The organism is Flavobacterium phragmitis (assembly GCF_900112575.1).
GTDB lineage: Bacteria > Bacteroidota > Bacteroidia > Flavobacteriales > Flavobacteriaceae > Flavobacterium > Flavobacterium phragmitis.
On the sequence record NZ_FOMH01000014.1, the window covers coordinates 1 to 17,181 of the forward strand.

Below are 17,181 nucleotides of genomic sequence, written 5' to 3' on the forward strand. Positions count from 1 at the left end.
ATCTAAATCAGCAGCTTCGAGGGATTTACAATAACAACAATGACAAGCGCATTGCCATGACCAAACTGGCTCATTGGTATAGAAATGTAGAGGAATCAGGTTTTAAAAATTTTAATATCCTGCTCAATACCATAACCATTAATTACAAATCAATCTTGAACTATTTTGATAACAGAAGCACAAATGCTTCGGCTGAATCTTTTAATGCTAAAATAAAAGCTTTTAGAGCGCAGTTCAGAGGGGTTAGAAATATAGATTTTTTCTTATTCAGATTATCCAATCTTTTTGCTTAATCCCCAACTTTTGAACCTGATCCGAAAATAAAAGCAAAAATGATTGAAAGTTAGCGTATTAAAAAATGGCGCCAATTGTCTTCAATTGGCGCCATTTGGCTTTCTAGTGACCTCGACAGGATTCAAACCTGTAACCTTCTGAGCCGTAATCAGATGCGCTATTCAGTTGCGCCACGAGGCCTATTTTTGCTATCATTAAGCTATTTTTTTGTAGCTTTGTTGATTGCTTATTGCGGGTGCAAAGATAGACATAAATGTGAGATAAACAAGGAAAAAATAACAGAAAATTAAAAAAAAATGAAGATTGAAAAGTATATACGTGATATTCAGGGTTTTCCTAAAGAAGGAATTTTATTTAAAGATATCACTCCACTGCTAATTAACCCCGAAGCAAGAACAAATTGCCTTAGAATTCTGGTTGATTCTTTAGAAGGAAAGAAAATCGATAAAGTTGTAGGAGCAGAATCTCGTGGTTTTTTCTTCGGAACGTTATTGGCTCAGGAATTAAATGCCGGATTTGTTCCTGTGAGAAAACCTAAAAAGCTTCCATATGATACGATTTCTGCCTCTTATGAATTAGAATATGGGTCTGATAGTCTGGAAATGCATACTGATGCCATTAAAAAAGGAGATCGCGTATTAATTCACGATGATGTTCTGGCAACTGGCGGAACGGCAAAAGCAGTCTGTGAATTGGTTGAGAAATTGGGAGGCGAAATTGTACAATGCAATTTCTTAATGGAGCTGACTTTTCTTAACGGAAGAGAAAAAATAAAAGAATATCCAGTTTTTGCTGCATTGACGTATTGATTCAGACCAAAACAATTTTATGCTTAATGGCATAAAGCACCAATCCGATACGGGTTTTTATTTCTAGTTTGTCAAAAAGTATTTCGCGATAACCGTCGATAGTTTTAGGGCTTAAACACATTTCTGATGCAATTTCTTTATAAGTCATTTCAGTGCAGGCGTGTTTGATAAAGACAATTTCTTTTTCCTTTAAACTAATTTTTTTGTTATCGCTGTTTACTTTATTGATGAGCATTCCGGAAACCAATTCGGTGAAATAAAAGCCTTTTTCCATTACACATTCTATCGCTTCTCTAAAAATTTCGGGTGAAGTGTCTTTCAATAAATAACCTTTGGCGCCGTTGGTAATCATTTTGATAATAATTTCATCATCGTCATTAACTGATAAAGCAATTACTTTCAGGTCTGGTCGGTTTTCTTTCAACCATTTCATAGTGCTTAATCCGTCTAGAACGGGCATGTTTACATCGAGCAAAACAAGATCAATTTCAGCCGATGTATTTTCTTCAAGATAATCAATAAACACTTTTCCGTTTTCAAAACGTTCTATTACTTCATAATCCCCAAAACTTTTGATTAAAAGCTCTAAGGATTGGGAAAATAACAAATGATCATCTACAATTATAATTTTATTTTTTGAGTTAGTTTTCATGGCCTTGAGTTAAAGGGTATTCGATAGTTACACTTGTTCCAGTTTCATCAGAATTCAAAATTAGTTTGGCACCAATTAGCTTGGCTCTCAATTTCATATTGTTCAAACCTAAACCGGAATTTGATTTCTTAAGATCATATCCAATTCCGAAATCTTTTAGTTTTAACCTGAAAACCGTATCAGTAGTTTCGATAAAAACATCAAATAAATCGCTTCTGGAATGTTTTAAACTGTTATGAAGCGCTTCCTGAAAGATTCGGTAAATAATTAATTCGTGTTCTTCGTTTATCGTCGGTACGGTTCCAATCTGATTGAAATTGTATTTGATTTTTTTAAGTTTTTTAATTCTTTCCAAATCCTGCTGAATGGCTTCGAGAAAATTGTTCTGCAGTAAATTGTCTTTATTGATAATTCGGGAAAGAATTCTTAATTCGTCAAGTGATTTGGCTAAAACGGCTTTTAAATCTTTAAGTTCTTCAATATTTATATTTTTATTGCTGATTGAAATATTGAGTTGCATAATGGCAACCGAAATAATCTGACCTATATTATCATGCAGTTCTTTGCTGATTTCGGATAAAGTCTGATCCTTTATCTCGATTCTGGTTTTGACTAATTCGGACTGGAAATACAAATCGGCTTCCATTTTCTCCACTACGAAATTATTTTTCTTCTTTAGGAAATAGAAGAAAATGATAACTAAAACGATAATGAGGGTAAAGAAAACAATACCCAGTGAAATGACTAATAATTGTATTTCTTTTCGCTCCATAGAAATCCGATTATAAAACAGCTGTGTGCCAGAAAATTTAAAATAAACAAAACGAGACTGAAAATAGATTCGTCCTGTTTGATTAAAAACCAGTTTATTGCCAACATAAATGGTGTAAAGGGAACATGAAAAACGAGTATTCCTAAAACATACCAGAAAAAGACCGACTTTTTAAAATTTAATATTTTCTCAGAATTAAAAATCTCAATCAGATATAGACAAGACAAAATCAAGACTAATAAAACACCAATTGCAAAGCTGTAGGTGAAAGAACGGTTCATGTCTTCTTTAAAATATAAGCTATTCAGGAAATAGGAAATGATAAATAAGATTAGGAATAGTACAGCTGCAATTCGGTCTTTGTATTTGGTCAACAAGGCTCTTAAAAGTAATATATAGGCAGAAAAACTGGCAAACATGTAGAAATTGTAAACGTAAAAGTTTAATAAACCCGTCCATTGCGTAAAATAGTAGCCTACAATTTCGGTTATGATTGAAAACCAGATTAAAAGTACTAAAAATTTAGCTTTATTGCCAGGAAGTTTTGGAAGTGACAAGACACCAACGATTCCTGATAATAAAGCCAGATAAATGATATAAGATCTTAAAAATTCAAACATAAATATATTAGTATAATAAGCTTGGCGGTCTTCCAATGTTTCCGTAGTTCATGGGGTCGAGGTCTTGAATGTCAGCTGAAGTTGCTTCTTGTTTTAAGGCAAAACTTTGAATCTTTTCCGTATTCTTTTCTATTTTTTTTCCTGTTGGAACTAAGAATAAAGTAGTTAATCCTGCTTTTTCGCCATGTTTTTCATCGTCAGGATAAACTCCAAAATAAAAACGGATTCCATCTACATTATAACCTTGTTTTGTTCCGTTAGTTTTGATGTAATGAATATAGTTTTCTAATTCTTCCAAAGAGTACCATATGGCATTTGCATCTTCTTTTTCTGCTTTTTTAGCTGTAAGTGAAGCTCTTTTATTGTTGTAATTCACATTTAATTGTCGGGCAAATTCTTTTGTAATTAGCTGACTCGGTTTTGCGGGAGGATTTTTCATGATTTAATTATTATTTATTGGTTAAGGATTTAGTTAGCAGTGTTTTGACTACTGTTGAGGACAAAATTATCGGAATGCTGAAATTTGGACAAGGGGAAATATACCCTTTTTTTGTTGGGTAAATTTATTTAAAAAAAATGGGTTAAAGTGCTGTTACATAATATTTTGTGAAATAAGAATTTTACATCGTCAGTTTTAAGCTAGAAACAGACAGTAAAAAAATGTAAAACCTTATGAAGTAATTAACTAAAAAATTAAAATTATGTCACAACCAACACCCCTAGGTTATCCTCATGCAGGAGCCGGAACAGTAGAAATTCTATTAGAGAAAGAAGATGGAGCAGATTATGCAGTGCTTTTCTCGCCAGATCCTAACAATATGTTATTGAGAGATGCCGGTCTGCCAATGCAGTTTTACTATTATCCAAAATCACCACGTCTGGCGAAGCATCCTGATGGTAGATTTAAGTTTGCAATGCAGGTTTTTAAATCAGAAGGAGATTCTACCACAGTAATTGGTGCAGAAGGATTAGAAGAAGAGGCCGGTGCTTACACTACCTTGACCAGTACGATTGATTTGCCTGAAGCTTTATTAAAGAAGGCAATTGATAAATTGAAAACGAGACTGAATTCTGATTATAAAAATCATAGAAAATCAACTCTTTTTGGATTGTTTTCTTTCTTAATCGGAGTAGATAAAGATTTCAACACCACTAATGTCAGACCAATTCAGCTCACAGAGAACAATATTGCCATGCATGTTGTGGGTGAAAAATCACCAAATAATCCTTTTGGAGGAGCCAATCCGTGGACATTTAATATTCAGGGAGAAGGAGCCGGAACAACTTTTGGGCTTGGAGACAATGCGCTCTCAGTTTTAATGGGAAGAAACAGTGCTTCACTGGTAAAAAATGCATTGGAAATTGGAAGCAACAATCTTGTTGTCGAAAATAACATAAAGTACAAAGCTTACATGCCGACTACGGTTATTAAAACAACAATTGATGTTAAAAAAGTACACACTTATTTTTCTGCTAAAACAAGTGTGAGCTGGTCTTTTGTGGATTTAAACTGGGAACATGAATACGAAAAAATCCTTACTGAAGGTGGTATTACAAGTGAAGTGATAACGGATGAGCAATTTTCTAACGAAGAAAAGAAAAAAGTAGAAGATTCGTTATTGCAAAAACAGAGAGAATTTGCTTTTGAAATGGTTAAAAAACAAATATTTGATGCTCCTGAAAAACAATTTACACCGGTAACATCTCCTGAGAAGCCAAACGGATTTTTCAGATTATTTATGGGACTTGGAAGTGTTGGAATGAATCTTAAGTCAGGAAGCCAGATTCGTGCGGTTAAATTTACAGATGAAATCAAATTCTCTGCAATCCAGGTTTTGGATTCAAAAATCAGTGGAAATTTGACTCCGTTGACTTTGAAAACTGGAGCAGAGGCAAAAGCAGATTTGAAAAATTATATTACTGAAATTCAGCTAGACGAAGATTTTTCTAAAGTTCAGGTGATTGCTTCTTTAAACGGAGGTTTAATTAAACTGGACAAAGACAGTGATATTGTAAATGATAGCCCGGTAAGTCAGGTTTCTATTGAAGTAGGATATCCAGATTCTAAAGGTAAAATGATTTGGAAAAGTTCCGGAAGAATGATTGCGCCTGAAGGAACTCCGTTTGTAAAAAATACCAGTAAATCAGGAAAAGAAATCGATGCTATTTTTCCAGCAACCTGGAATGATAAATCAAAGGAAAAGAATGCTTTTGTGTTTGATTTTGTAAAAAATAATGGTTCAACCAAAGTTAAAGTTCGTCAAGAAGTAATGTATGAAAAAGACAAGAGAATCAAGCTAAAAGATACAACTCGAGAGTATGAATTTGAAGGAACTAAGATCTTCGTTCCACTTCCAATTCAGAACATGATCAATTATACTTTGTCAACAGAAGAACTTTATGATTGCGATACCTTGGAAGTGACTTTAAAAGTAGATAAGATGTCGTCGAAAAAGTTCAAATTCACTGTTGATAATTTTGAAGATGCGATTCCGTATAGAGCTTGGTACGAATCAGATTATACGATTAAACCAACAGAGTATAAAGTGAAATATACCTGTAGCGGAAAAATCGGTAAAAAATCTAAAAAGGTTTCTCTTTCTACAGATTATATCAAAATCGATTATCAGGAAGGCGATGTGTTATTTGAAATTCCAACAGGAACCGATGCTCAAAATGCTGATATCGAGAAAATCAGAGCTCCATTTATGGAATAATTTTTTTGAGACAATTTGCAAAAGGGACGTAATGTCCCTTTTGTTTCATAAGTCACTAATTATTAAACCTAAACGTTATGCCAGATTTAAATACATTTAAGCTCGACGGAACTAAATTGGTTCCCATAAACAGATTTAATCTTGAGCCCGCCAAACCCAGTACTGCTTTTACAGCGGTCAATTTGAAAAAAGAAGCAGAGTTTAAGGTGATAGAACATCCCATAATTCATTCTATAGATATTAAGCCGATTATTGTAACGCTCCCTTTTATTGAGAATTATTTTCCGCTTATAGAAGGTGATAAGGCAATTACAGAAAATGATTCCTTTAAGGATTATTTTAAAAATGATATTACGCTTTTCTTTCCACATGTTGAAATTGAACCAAATAATGGAACTGTTTTTTATTATGAAAATGTACCGGATAAATCTGGAAATAAAGGTGGACTTTTAGGAAAAGTTACTTTAAAATATAAGTTGAAAGACAAGTTGTTACAGGTTGATCAAAAAAGTATTACTTTAAATCTAAAAGAAGCGGTTTTAAACCTCAAAGTAAATCGTGATTTTGTAAAGGTAAACGGAATCGTTGATACAGGGACGCAGGAAATTCAGTTTGATTTGATTGATGAAGCTGTGAAAATTGCGTTCCTGAATTTAGTTTCAAATCTAAATGATTTAAAATGTAATATTGATCTTTTTTTTGATTTTAAAGGCTATTCTAAAATCAAAAGAAATTTTCTGTTTGCCAGAGATATTACCGTTTTAAAAAGCGGTATTACTCTGAAAAAAGATTTAACTTCTCCTAAAACAACAATACAGCCTAAAACAACGCTTATTAGTAGTCCGCTAATGGTGAAGGCTAATTTAGCTACAACAATAGCTCCAAAGACAGCTATTTCAGAAATACAGCGTGAGAACAGTATTAAAGCAGATGTTCAGGAAGAATATGTAAAAAGTACTTTTCTGCTTAAAGTAAATAAAACCTTAAGTTATCCAATTGGAGCAGATCCGGTAACGAGTTTATATAAGACAATTGGAGGTGGTTTTGTCAATATTCCTTTTAATCTAAATGAGGATTTTTCGCAGTTCAAACAAATCTTTGTGACAGGTTTTAATTTTAGTAAACTTTCCATTTATAAATCAATGGTGCAGCCGAATACTTTTTTGCTGATTTCCAAAGTGTATAGTTTATCAAAGGATTTGAATACCATGAAACCTTGTATTTCGACTATTTTTCATGCGTATGAAGAAGGAGCGGGGACTTCGGAAGAAATTTCAAAAATCAGTTTTCAGTTTGCAATTGGTCCAAATCTTTCTGATTTTGATTTAGCCAAATTGAAAATCGCTTTGCTTCAGAATAATTTTATTGACGGAGATGCTACAGATTATTTTGATAAAGTGCAGTTTTTGTTTCCAAATGACATTTCGGCTGAATACGAAGTTAGCGGTAATTGTTTTTTACAACAATCCGATATTTCGACGGACGGAAAACATTTTCTTTTTAATCTTTCTACCGAAAATTTATCGGAAGCGAGTATTATGATTAACGCTTTAAATAATACCATTACGCAGTACGCCAATATTAATTTTAAACATAAAGAAATAAAAGATTCCAGTGTTATAGAATTGAATATCGAACAAACGATAGGAGAAATTCTGGAAACTCTGATTGATAATTCAGCAAAGAAAATCCAGATTAACAACCAGTCTATCTCAAACTGCAAGCTTAATTCGGTACTGTTGGTTTACAATCAAAATGCTACTTATCTGAACAATGTCTTTTTTAAAAATTATCCTCAACTTATCAGTAATGATACCAGGCTTTTAGATTTTTCGGCAGTTAATCCAAGTACTTCGGGTGAATTAAAGAATGTCTTTTTCGATTTTGAAAACATAGAAAATATAAGTTCTGAATTTAGTCAGGTGGTTTCACAGTCAACCGCATACAACAGATATATTCAAGTTCAGATTAAAGGTCAGACTGCAACCACAAACAGAATTACGATTGATTTAACGGTTCAGGAAACAGGAAGTAAATTTTCAGTAGAACGTTTAAAATCTGAATTCGCGACCCCAATATTGTTCAATTTTATTGTTAAGAATACAGTGAACAATACTACTTTGATTTTTTACAAAGTCAATTATTTTGACAAAAACGACAATCTCATCGGTACAAAAAATGAAGTTTTTGATTTCTCAAAAGCATCAATCCTAACCATAAATAAAAAATAATGAGAACAATAAAAGCAGGAGCAAAGTCTCCGGAAGTTTATTATTTGAATGAACTTTTAGCTAAGTTAAAATACAATGTAATAGTTTCAGATTATTTTGGAACAGCGACAGATAAAGCAATCAGGGATTTTCAGTCCAAAAACAATCTGGTTGTAGATGGTGTAGTCGGACTAAAAACATGGTCTTCACTTTTGGAAAAAAGTAAAAACGGCTTTTCTTCTAATTCCAAGTTGCTTTCCGAGCAAGACTTAATCAATTTCTCAAATCAGTTTAATTTGGAGCTTGCAGTGGTAAAAGCGGTAAACGAAGTAGAAAGCAATGGAAAAGGTTTTCTGATTGACGGCCGACCAAAGATTTTATTTGAAGGACATATTTTCTGGAGAGAACTCGAAAAAAGAGGAATTAATCCGAGAACTTATATGAATTCAAATAATCAGGATGTTTTATTCGAAAATTACACGAAGAAGTACTATGTAGGAGGAACAGCTGAGTATACACGTTTAGAAAAAGCTAAAAACCTCGCGCAGGATAAAAGAATCATTGATTCGGCAAACAGTTCCGCTTCCTGGGGATTGTTTCAAATTATGGGGTTTAATGCAGTTTCCATCGGTTACAAAAGCATTGATGAGTTTGTAGAAAAAATGAATCAAAACGAAGGCGAGCATTTAAAAGCTTTTGGATTATTCTTAGAGAAAAACAATTTAATCACAGTTCTAAGAAATAAAAACTGGGCATCATTTGCTTTAAAATACAATGGCCCAGCCTATAAAACGAATAAATATGACGAGAAGCTGATGAAAGCCTATCAGAAATATTCAAGATAAATAAAAGTGTTTCAGGTTTCATGTTTTACTATGAACATAGTTTTTTTACCGCAAAGAGCGCAAGGTTTTTTTCTGTGTAAATGTTAAGAGAGCGTAGAAAAAGTTCGCAAAGCTTTGTGAATAAAAACTTTGCGAACCTTTGCGGAAATTCTTTGCGCTCTTTGCGGTAAAAAAAACTATACTCAAAGTACAGCAACCTGAAACCTCAAACTTGAAACAAAAAAAACAATAAACTATGAGTTATTTAGTAAATCAAATGATCAATTCTTTGTCCAATAAAGTTTTGAAATTAGAAAAAGCAAAAAGCGACCGCGATTACTCTGGCGGTGGCTGGTACGAAGAAGAAAAATACCAAATTTATCTGTATTCAGATTTTAGTGCAATTTACATCCGGGAATCTTTCAGAAGTGTTTCAGGAGGCGGACTTTATCTGCCAAATCAATCTTCTACAAAAGAATATGGAAAATGGAATATCTGTGAAGAGAACGGTAAACTATTTCTGGAAATGATTTTTGATGATAATTCCAGTGCCAAATTAGAAACCGAAAATCTAGGAACCGGAATTCAAAAACTTGGCGATCATATCTGGAATCGTTATTTGATTAGTTGAGTTGTTTCAAGTTTCAGGTTTCAAGTTTCAAGTTTTGCTATGTGTGTATTTTTACCGCAAAGAACGCGAGGTTTTTTTTCTATGCAAACGTTAACAGAATGTAGAAAAGTTCGCAAGGCTTTGTGAGTAAAAACTTTGCGAACCTTTGCGAAAAATCTTTGCGCTCTTTGCGGTAAAACTACACTCAAAATATAGCAATAAGAATGTTTTTTTATGTAAACTTTTAATGAAAACATAAAAAAAGGTTCGTAAAGCTTTATAAATAAAAACTTTGCGAACCTTTGCGTAAATCTTAGCGTTCTTTGCGGTAAAATTATGTTCAAAGTATAGAAAACTGAACCTTTAAACCTGAAAAAAAAAAAAACTATCTCAAACTAGCACCAAGCTCAGTTTCGAATGTCTGTTGTAATTTAGACATGATTTTATCGATTTGAGAATCGGTTAACGTTTTGCTGTTGTCCTGAATTGTAAAGCTTAAAGCGTAAGATTTCTTTCCTTCTGGCAATTTACTCCCTTGGTAAACATCAAATAAATTAACATCTTTTAAAAGTGCTTTTTCTGTTTGTTTTGCAAGGTTGAAAATGCTTTCGTAAGTCGTGCTTTCGTCAATTAACAAAGCTAAATCTCTACGAACTTCAGGATATTTAGGAATTTCAGTGTACTTAATTTTTCCTGTAATGATTTTCAAAACCAAATCCCAGTTAAAATCAGCATAATAAACATCTTGTTTAATACCGAAATGCTTTAAAATAGGCTTTTTAACCACACCCATTTCAACTAAAATATCATTATTATATGTAATAGCAGTTCCTTCAGAATAAATATCAGATTGAACCGGAGCATTTGAAATCTTCTCAATTCCTAAACGAGACAAAATCGCTTTTACGTATCCTTTTAGTAAAAAGAAATCTGTTGTTTTCTGCGGACTTGTCCATGTTTCTTTGTTTCTGTTTCCTGAAATTAATAAAGAAAGATGTTTGTGCTCTTCGTATCCATTTAAATATTTATGGTAAGTTTTACCAAATTCAAATAACTTTAGATCAGAATTTTTTCTGTTGATGTTGTATGAAACAGCTTCTAAACCAGAGAATAATAAAGACTGACGTAGCGTTGCTAAGTCACTGCTCAACGGATTCAGCATCGAAACATTATGTTCTTCTTTTAATGAAGTCGATAATTTAGCGTATGCCGCTGTTGTCAATGAATTGGCCATCATTTCATGGAATCCTTGAGAATTCAACTGAGAAGCGATAGTATTTTGAACTTTATAATCTTCTGTTCTTGGTGAATTGGCTACAGTCGCATTGAATTTCTTAGAGAAATTAATGTTATTATAACCGTAAACTCTAAGGATTTCTTCGATTACATCAATTTCACGCTGCACATCTACACGATAAGCAGGAATTGTTAAGCCTAGACCAGAATCAGAAACGCTGTTTACTTTAATATCCAAAGAAACTAAAATCTTTTTGATAGTATCTTTTGAAATTTCCTGACCAATGATTTTAGATACATGGCTGAAATTCAACAAAACAGAAAAATCTTCCACTTTTTTAGGATACACTTCCACGACATCAGAAGTGATTTTTCCGCCAGCCACTTCCTGAATTAAAAGTGCTGCACGTTTTAAAGCATATTCTGTAATAGTTGGATCAATTCCTCTTTCAAATCTAAAAGAAGCATCTGTACTTAATTGGTGTCTTTTTGCTGTTTTACGAATGCTAACTGGATCGAAATAAGCACTTTCTAAGAAAATTGAAGTAGTTCCTTCAGAAACACCCGATTTTTTTCCACCGAAAACTCCGGCAATACATAACGGCCCTTTTTCGTCGCAGATCATTAAATCCTCTTTATGGAGCGTTCTTTCTACATCGTCAAGCGTAACAAATTTAGTTCCTTCTTCAACCGTTTTTACGATAATTTTTCCGTTGATTTTTGCAGCATCAAAAGCATGTAAAGGTTGTCCTAATTCGTGTAATACATAATTAGTAACGTCAACGATATTATTTTTTGGAGTTAAACCAATAGCTTTTAAACGATCTTGTAACCAGCTTGGAGATTCATGTACAGAAATGCCAGAAATCGTTACACCACAATATCTTGGAGCTAAATGATTGTCTTCAACATTTACATCAATTTTAAGTGTGCGCATATCGACTCTAAAATTGCTTACAGAAGGTGTAATTAATTCGATATTAACACCACGTTGTAACATTCCGGCTCTTAAATCACGTGCAGTTCCATAATGACTCATCGCATCGGCACGGTTAGGTGTCAATCCAATTTCGAATACTTCGTCATTCGCAATTTTAAATACTTCAGAAGCAGGAGTTCCGGGAACTAAATCCTCAGCCAAAACCATGATTCCGTCATGACTTGAGCCTAATCCTAATTCATCTTCCGCACAGATCATTCCGTGGCTTTCTTGTCCGCGGATTTTTCCTTTTTTAATGGTAAATTCGGCACCATCTTTATCGTATAAAATAGTTCCGATTGTAGCAACTGGCACTTTTTGTCCTGCAGCAACGTTAGCAGCACCGCAAACAATTTGTATAGGAGCTTCTAAACCAACATTTACTGTAGTAACTTTCAATCTATCGGCATCGGGGTGTTTTTCGCAAGTCAGTACGTGTCCAACCACAACTCCTTCTAATCCTCCTTTTATCGATTGGTATTTTTCGACAACTTCAACTTCCAAACCAAGATCTGTAAGTAATTCTGAAGTCTGTTCAGATGTCCAATCTGTTTTAATAAATTGTTTTAACCAGTTGTAAGATATTTTCATTGTAACTTTTTTATTCTTAAATCAAGGTTACAAATATAAGGATTGCGTCGTGGAGTAAGAAAAAAATATTTGGTTTTTTCTTGCTGTTTTTTTGTGATTGGAAAATGCTGTATAATAAGTATTTGATAATTTATCTATTAAAATTTTATTAATTAAATATTATAAAAGACTAAAAAAATCGAATGTGTAATTTTTGTGCTATAAGATGAATGATTAGTGCTATTCTGTTTCTTTTTATGAGACTAAATTTGGATTAAATCAAAAAAGAATATCTTATGAGTACCACAGCAAAAAGACCTGAATTCAAGGCAAAATACGATAATTATATTGGTGGAAAGTTTGTAGCGCCAATTAAAGGAGAATATTTTGATGTACTTTCTCCAATTGATGGAAAAGTATTTACAAAAGCAGCACATTCTGGAAAAGAAGACTTAGAACTGGCTGTTGATACAGCTTATGAAGCATTTAAAACGTGGGGAAAAACTTCTGTAACCGAAAGAAGTATTCTGTTAAATAAGATTGCTCAAAAAATTGAAGATAACCTAGAGTATATCGCAACTGTTGAAACTATTGATAACGGAAAACCAATCCGTGAAACGTTGGCGGCAGATATTCCGTTGGCAATAGATCACTTTAGATATTTTGCAGGAGTAATCCGTTCTGAAGAAAGTTCAATCGCAGAATTGGATTCGCAGACGGTTTCCATCGCTTTAAGCGAACCTCTTGGTGTTGTTGCTCAAATTATTCCTTGGAATTTCCCAATCTTAATGGCAGTCTGGAAAATTGCGCCGGCTCTTGCCGCTGGAAACACAATCGTTTTAAAACCTGCAGAAAGCACACCGATTTCGATTATGGTTTTAATGGAATTAATTGGAGATATTCTTCCTCCAGGAGTTCTAAACATTGTAAATGGTTTTGGTGCTGAATTAGGTCGTCCGTTAGTAACCAATAAAAAAGTATCTAAAGCAGCTTTTACTGGTTCGACTACTACTGGACGTTTGGTAATGCAGTATGCAACTGAAAACATTATTCCAGTAACTTTGGAATTAGGCGGAAAATCTCCAAATATTTTCTTCCCTTCTGTGGCAGATCATGATGATGATTTCTTTGATAAAGCAGTTGAAGGAGCAGTTTTATTTGCACTTAATCAAGGAGAAATCTGTACTTGTCCTTCCAGATTGTTGATTCATGAAGATATTTACGAGAAGTTTATTAAAAAAGTAATTGAAAGAACAGAAGCAATTGTAGCCGGAAATCCGTTAGATAAATCGACTATGATTGGTGCTCAGACTTCGATTGTTCAGAAAGAAAAAATCATGTCTTATATCAAATTAGGAAAAGAGGAAGGTGCTGAATTACTGACTGGAGGAGATGAAAATAAACTAGGTGGCGAATTAGAAGGCGGTTACTACATTAAGCCAACTTTATTTAAAGGGCACAACAAAATGCGAATTTTTCAGGAAGAGATTTTCGGACCTGTTTTGGCGGTTACGACTTTTAAAACGACAGAAGAAGCTATTGAAATTGCAAATGATACGATGTATGGTTTAGGAGCAGGAGTTTGGACTCGTGATGCTCATGAAATTTATCAGGTTCCAAGAGCGATTCAATCTGGTCGTGTCTGGATTAATCAATACCATTCTTATCCTGCTGGTGCTCCATTTGGTGGCTATAAACAATCCGGAATTGGTCGTGAAAATCATAAAATGATGTTGAGCCAATACCGTCAAACTAAAAACATGCTGATTTCTTATGATAAAAAGAAATTAGGTTTCTTCTAAAGAATTAGGACTATTACTTGTACTAATTTTTAAAAATAGCACACGGATGATACTGATTCGCTAACACGAAGACACGGATTGAGACGGATTTTTTTTATTAATCTGCAAAAATCCGTTTTAATCTGCGTTTTTACGAAGTAAATCTGTTTTATCAGCGTCATTTAATTATTATTTCGTTTGGTAGATTGTTCATAAAAAGAATATAAACCAGAGATTAGGAAATCGGTAGGTTTTCTATTCTCGTAAAACCATATAATTATGCTTCCAAAAACAATGAAAGCCGCGGTCGTCAGAGAATTTGGATCTCTTTTAAAAATTGAAGAGGTTGAAGTAAAACGCCCAGGCAGAAATGAAATTCTTGTAAAAGTAATTGCAAGTGGCGTTTGCCATACCGATTTACATGCCGTTGACGGAGATTGGCCGGTTAAACCTAAAATGCCGTTAATTCCGGGACACGAAGCCGTTGGTTATGTTGCCGCGGTAGGACAGGATGTTAAAAATGTAAAGGAAGGAGATGCCGTTGGTGTGCCTTGGTTGTACAGCGCGTGCGGTGGCTGTGATCATTGCATTACTGGCTGGGAAACATTATGCGAAAGTCAACAGAATGGAGGTTACAGCGTGGATGGTGGATTTGCAGAATTTGTTATTGCAGATGCCAGATATGTGGGGATTTTACCTTCGAATGTAAACTTTATCGAAATGGCTCCGATTTTGTGTGCGGGTGTAACTGTTTACAAAGGATTAAAAGAAACTGAGGTTAAACCTGGCGAATGGGTGGCTATTTCTGGGATTGGAGGTTTAGGTCACGTTGCAGTACAATACGCAAAAGCGATGGGAATGAACGTAGCTGCAATTGATATTGGAGATGATAAATTGGAACTGGCAAAAAAACTAGGTGCCGATTTGGTTGTGAATGCGAAAAATCAAAATCCTGGAGAATTCTTAAAGAAAGAAGTTGGTGGAATGCATGGGGCGTTGATTACCGCAGTTTCTCCAATTGCTTTCAAACAAGGGCTTGAAACATTGAGAAGAAAAGGTACAATGGCATTAAACGGACTTCCTCCAGGGAATTTTGATTTGTCTATTTTTGATACGGTTTTAAATAGAATTACGATTAGAGGTTCAATCGTTGGAACCCGAAAAGACATGAAAGAAGCAATTGAGTTTGCTGCTGACGGAAAGGTTAAAGCAACCGTAACAACCTCTAAATTGGAAGATGTAAACACCGTTTTTGATAAAATGAAAAAAGGACAGATTGAAGGAAGAATTGTTCTGGATATCGCAAGTTCTTAAATAGTTGGTTATGTTAAAAGGCTGTCCAATAGTTTTTGGATAGCCTTTTTTGATTCAGAAAGATCAGTTTCGGGAAACAATATATTTATAGAAGCTGTTTTTGTTTTTAATGGCAAAGCTCCAGAGGAGCGATATCTTTTAAAAAGTTGTAATATTTCGCTCCTCTGGAGCTCTTTTGCAAAACTGTAATTGATTTTCTATAAATATCTCGCCTCGCTGAGGCTTTATAAATAGTAAGATTGTAAAAAATAAAAGAGAGCCTAGATACTTTTTCGAAACCTCTCTTTTTTAATTTTCAAAGTTATGATTAAACGTATTGATGCCACAGAAAAAGCAGTTGAATTAATCAATATCCTTAAGGAAAAACACGGAGATTTAATGTTTTACCAAGCAGGAGGATGTTGTGAAGGCACGCAGCCACAATGTTTTGAAAAAGGAGGTTATTATCAGCGTACCGGGGACGTTTGTATTGGTACAGTCGAAGACGTGGAATTTTGGGTAGACAAAGATTTATTCGAATACTGGAAACATGCTCATTTTACTTTGACCGTAATTGATGCATTTGGAGTAGGAGGTTTTTCTCTAGAAACCCCATTAAAAAAGACTTTTCAAATAGAATATCGAATTTTTACTCCCGAAGAAGAAAAGGATTTAGAACCAGTTTTTAGGATTGAATAATAAGTTTTCAGTCTCAGTCTCAGTTTTCAGTTTATTGAGATTGAGTGTTTTTTTTTGCTTCAGGTTTCAAGTTTCAGGTTTGAAAAACTTTGAACCTTTGCATCTTTGTCACTTTGTATCTAATTTATAAAAAGTAACTGATACTGTTTCGGTGTAATTCCTTCGTGTTTTTTAAATAATCGAATAAAGTAATTCGCATCTTCAAATCCAGCTAAATAACAGACTTCATTAATTTGAAGCGTTGGGTTTTTCAATAAATTTTTAGCACATTTTATTTTCTCATTTAAAATATACTCAATCGGACTCATTCCAAGCTCACGTTTAAAGAAACGATAGAAAGAAGTAGTGCTCATGCAGGCTTTTTCGCTTAAAGTTTTCAAACTCATGTTTTCCTTTAAATTCTGCTTGATGTATTCAGTAACTTCTGTAATTGGATTATTGATTTCATGAAATTTTCCTTCATCCAAAGATTTTACGGTTTGTGTCTGAATAATTCTGATCAGTAATTCTTTTAATGTTAAATCGGCTAAAATATCTTTTGTGATTGAAGTACTCATACATTCTTTGATCAGTTTATTGATGGTTGCCGCCATTTCAACATTATTGTAAAAGAAATAATTCTGGTAGTTTAACTGCCAAAACATATTGTTTCCTTCTTTCGGATATTGTTCGTTTAGGAAGTTTAGAATTTCTGCAATTTTATCCTGATCAATAGCTAAAGCCAAGCATTGAGTCGGATTATTTTTAGATGCCTCAGGGAAATCAATTTTCATTTCTACATTGGACGGTACAATAACAGTTTCGCCAGGAAGATATTCAAATTCAGGATCATCAAAAAGATGCATGACTTTCTTGCCTCGTAGCATACTTGTCACGACCAAATCATTAAATTTTAACGGAACCATTTTAGTCGATTCGTAAGTTTCAAACAAATTCAGTTCACAATGGTTAAGATTGTAAATTGTTCTGTTCTCCACAAGAGTCTTCAGTGATTTTTCTTGTGATAATTGAAGAGGATTAACTAGAAAACGCTGGTTATTCATTGAAATTTAAGTTTTTGGTGAAGACTTTAAATTTAATTAAAAATAGAATATAAAATGGCAGATTTAACGTTT

At 33.7% G+C, this 17,181-nt stretch carries 15 protein-coding genes and 1 tRNA gene; 9 read left to right on the forward strand and 7 right to left on the reverse strand.

Features of this window, described 5'->3' with window-relative positions; translation table 11 throughout:
* On the forward strand, positions 1–293 hold a 293-nt coding region (locus tag BM289_RS21645), incomplete at its 5' end, for a transposase (RefSeq protein WP_143102112.1).
* A 107-nt stretch (positions 294–400) separates the two neighbouring features.
* On the opposite strand, the gene BM289_RS21650 is transcribed toward BM289_RS21645, so the two are convergent.
* Positions 401–474, reverse strand: a tRNA-Arg gene (locus BM289_RS21650).
* A 116-nt stretch (positions 475–590) separates the two neighbouring features.
* Here BM289_RS21650 and BM289_RS21655 point away from each other — a divergent pair.
* Positions 591–1,103: an adenine phosphoribosyltransferase gene (locus tag BM289_RS21655; RefSeq protein WP_091497548.1), complete on the forward strand. Its 513-nt coding sequence runs from the start codon at positions 591–593 to the stop codon at positions 1,101–1,103.
* A 1-nt stretch (position 1,104) separates the two neighbouring features.
* On the opposite strand, the gene BM289_RS21660 is transcribed toward BM289_RS21655, so the two are convergent.
* The 4 genes from BM289_RS21660 to BM289_RS21675 are packed head-to-tail and all read right to left on the reverse strand — an operon-like array spanning position 1,105 to position 3,586.
* Positions 1,105–1,755: a response regulator transcription factor gene (locus BM289_RS21660; RefSeq protein ID WP_091497551.1), complete on the reverse strand. Its 651-nt coding sequence runs from the start codon at positions 1,753–1,755 to the stop codon at positions 1,105–1,107.
* Positions 1,745–2,527: a sensor histidine kinase gene (locus BM289_RS21665; protein ID WP_091497554.1), complete on the reverse strand. Its 783-nt coding sequence runs from the start codon at positions 2,525–2,527 to the stop codon at positions 1,745–1,747. Before BM289_RS21665 ends, BM289_RS21660 begins: the two co-directional genes overlap by 11 nt.
* Complete coding sequence (locus BM289_RS21670; protein WP_091497558.1) at positions 2,500–3,147, reverse strand: hypothetical protein; 648 nt, start codon at positions 3,145–3,147, stop codon at positions 2,500–2,502. The genes BM289_RS21665 and BM289_RS21670 overlap by 28 nt, the downstream gene beginning before the upstream one ends.
* Before the next feature lie 7 nt (positions 3,148–3,154).
* Positions 3,155–3,586 (reverse strand): hypothetical protein, encoded by a 432-nt coding sequence (locus tag BM289_RS21675; protein WP_091497560.1) that lies wholly within the window; start codon positions 3,584–3,586, stop codon positions 3,155–3,157.
* A gap of 262 nt (positions 3,587–3,848) precedes the next feature.
* Here BM289_RS21675 and BM289_RS21680 point away from each other — a divergent pair, with 262 nt between their 5' ends.
* The 4 genes from BM289_RS21680 to BM289_RS21695 all read left to right on the forward strand — a co-directional run bounded on the left by BM289_RS21680 (position 3,849) and on the right by BM289_RS21695 (position 9,529).
* Positions 3,849–5,864, forward strand: a complete 2,016-nt coding sequence (locus BM289_RS21680; RefSeq protein ID WP_091497563.1) for a hypothetical protein — start codon at positions 3,849–3,851, stop codon at positions 5,862–5,864.
* Positions 5,865–5,941: 77 nt separating this feature from the next.
* A complete protein-coding gene (locus BM289_RS21685; protein ID WP_091497565.1) occupies positions 5,942–8,095 on the forward strand; it encodes a hypothetical protein in 2,154 nt (717 codons plus the stop codon).
* On the forward strand, positions 8,095–8,919 hold the full coding sequence (locus BM289_RS21690; RefSeq protein ID WP_091497567.1) for an N-acetylmuramidase domain-containing protein: 825 nt from the start codon (positions 8,095–8,097) through the stop codon (positions 8,917–8,919). The genes BM289_RS21685 and BM289_RS21690 overlap by 1 nt, the downstream gene beginning before the upstream one ends.
* 235 nt (positions 8,920–9,154) lie before the next feature.
* A complete protein-coding gene (locus tag BM289_RS21695) occupies positions 9,155–9,529 on the forward strand; it encodes a hypothetical protein (protein WP_091497570.1) in 375 nt (124 codons plus the stop codon).
* Positions 9,530–9,893: 364 nt separating this feature from the next.
* On the opposite strand, the gene pheT is transcribed toward BM289_RS21695, so the two are convergent.
* The gene (gene pheT, locus BM289_RS21700) at positions 9,894–12,314 is read right to left on the reverse strand and encodes a phenylalanine--tRNA ligase subunit beta (protein WP_091497573.1); all 2,421 of its coding nucleotides are present in this window, start codon (positions 12,312–12,314) and stop codon (positions 9,894–9,896) included.
* 275 nt (positions 12,315–12,589) lie between these two features.
* Between pheT and BM289_RS21705 the strand changes: the two genes are divergently transcribed.
* From BM289_RS21705 to BM289_RS21715, 3 genes are all read left to right on the forward strand, one after another.
* The gene (locus BM289_RS21705) at positions 12,590–14,095 is read left to right on the forward strand and encodes an aldehyde dehydrogenase family protein (RefSeq protein ID WP_091497576.1); all 1,506 of its coding nucleotides are present in this window, start codon (positions 12,590–12,592) and stop codon (positions 14,093–14,095) included.
* 258 nt (positions 14,096–14,353) lie between these two features.
* A complete protein-coding gene (gene adhP / locus BM289_RS21710) occupies positions 14,354–15,388 on the forward strand; it encodes an alcohol dehydrogenase AdhP (protein WP_091497578.1) in 1,035 nt (344 codons plus the stop codon).
* 303 nt (positions 15,389–15,691) lie between these two features.
* Entirely contained in the window at positions 15,692–16,066 is a 375-nt protein-coding gene (locus BM289_RS21715; protein ID WP_091497581.1) for a DUF779 domain-containing protein, read from the forward strand.
* A gap of 119 nt (positions 16,067–16,185) precedes the next feature.
* On the opposite strand, the gene BM289_RS21720 is transcribed toward BM289_RS21715, so the two are convergent.
* Positions 16,186–17,109 (reverse strand): AraC family transcriptional regulator, encoded by a 924-nt coding sequence (locus tag BM289_RS21720; RefSeq protein WP_091497584.1) that lies wholly within the window; start codon positions 17,107–17,109, stop codon positions 16,186–16,188.
* Between the last annotated feature and the right edge of the window lie 72 nt (positions 17,110–17,181).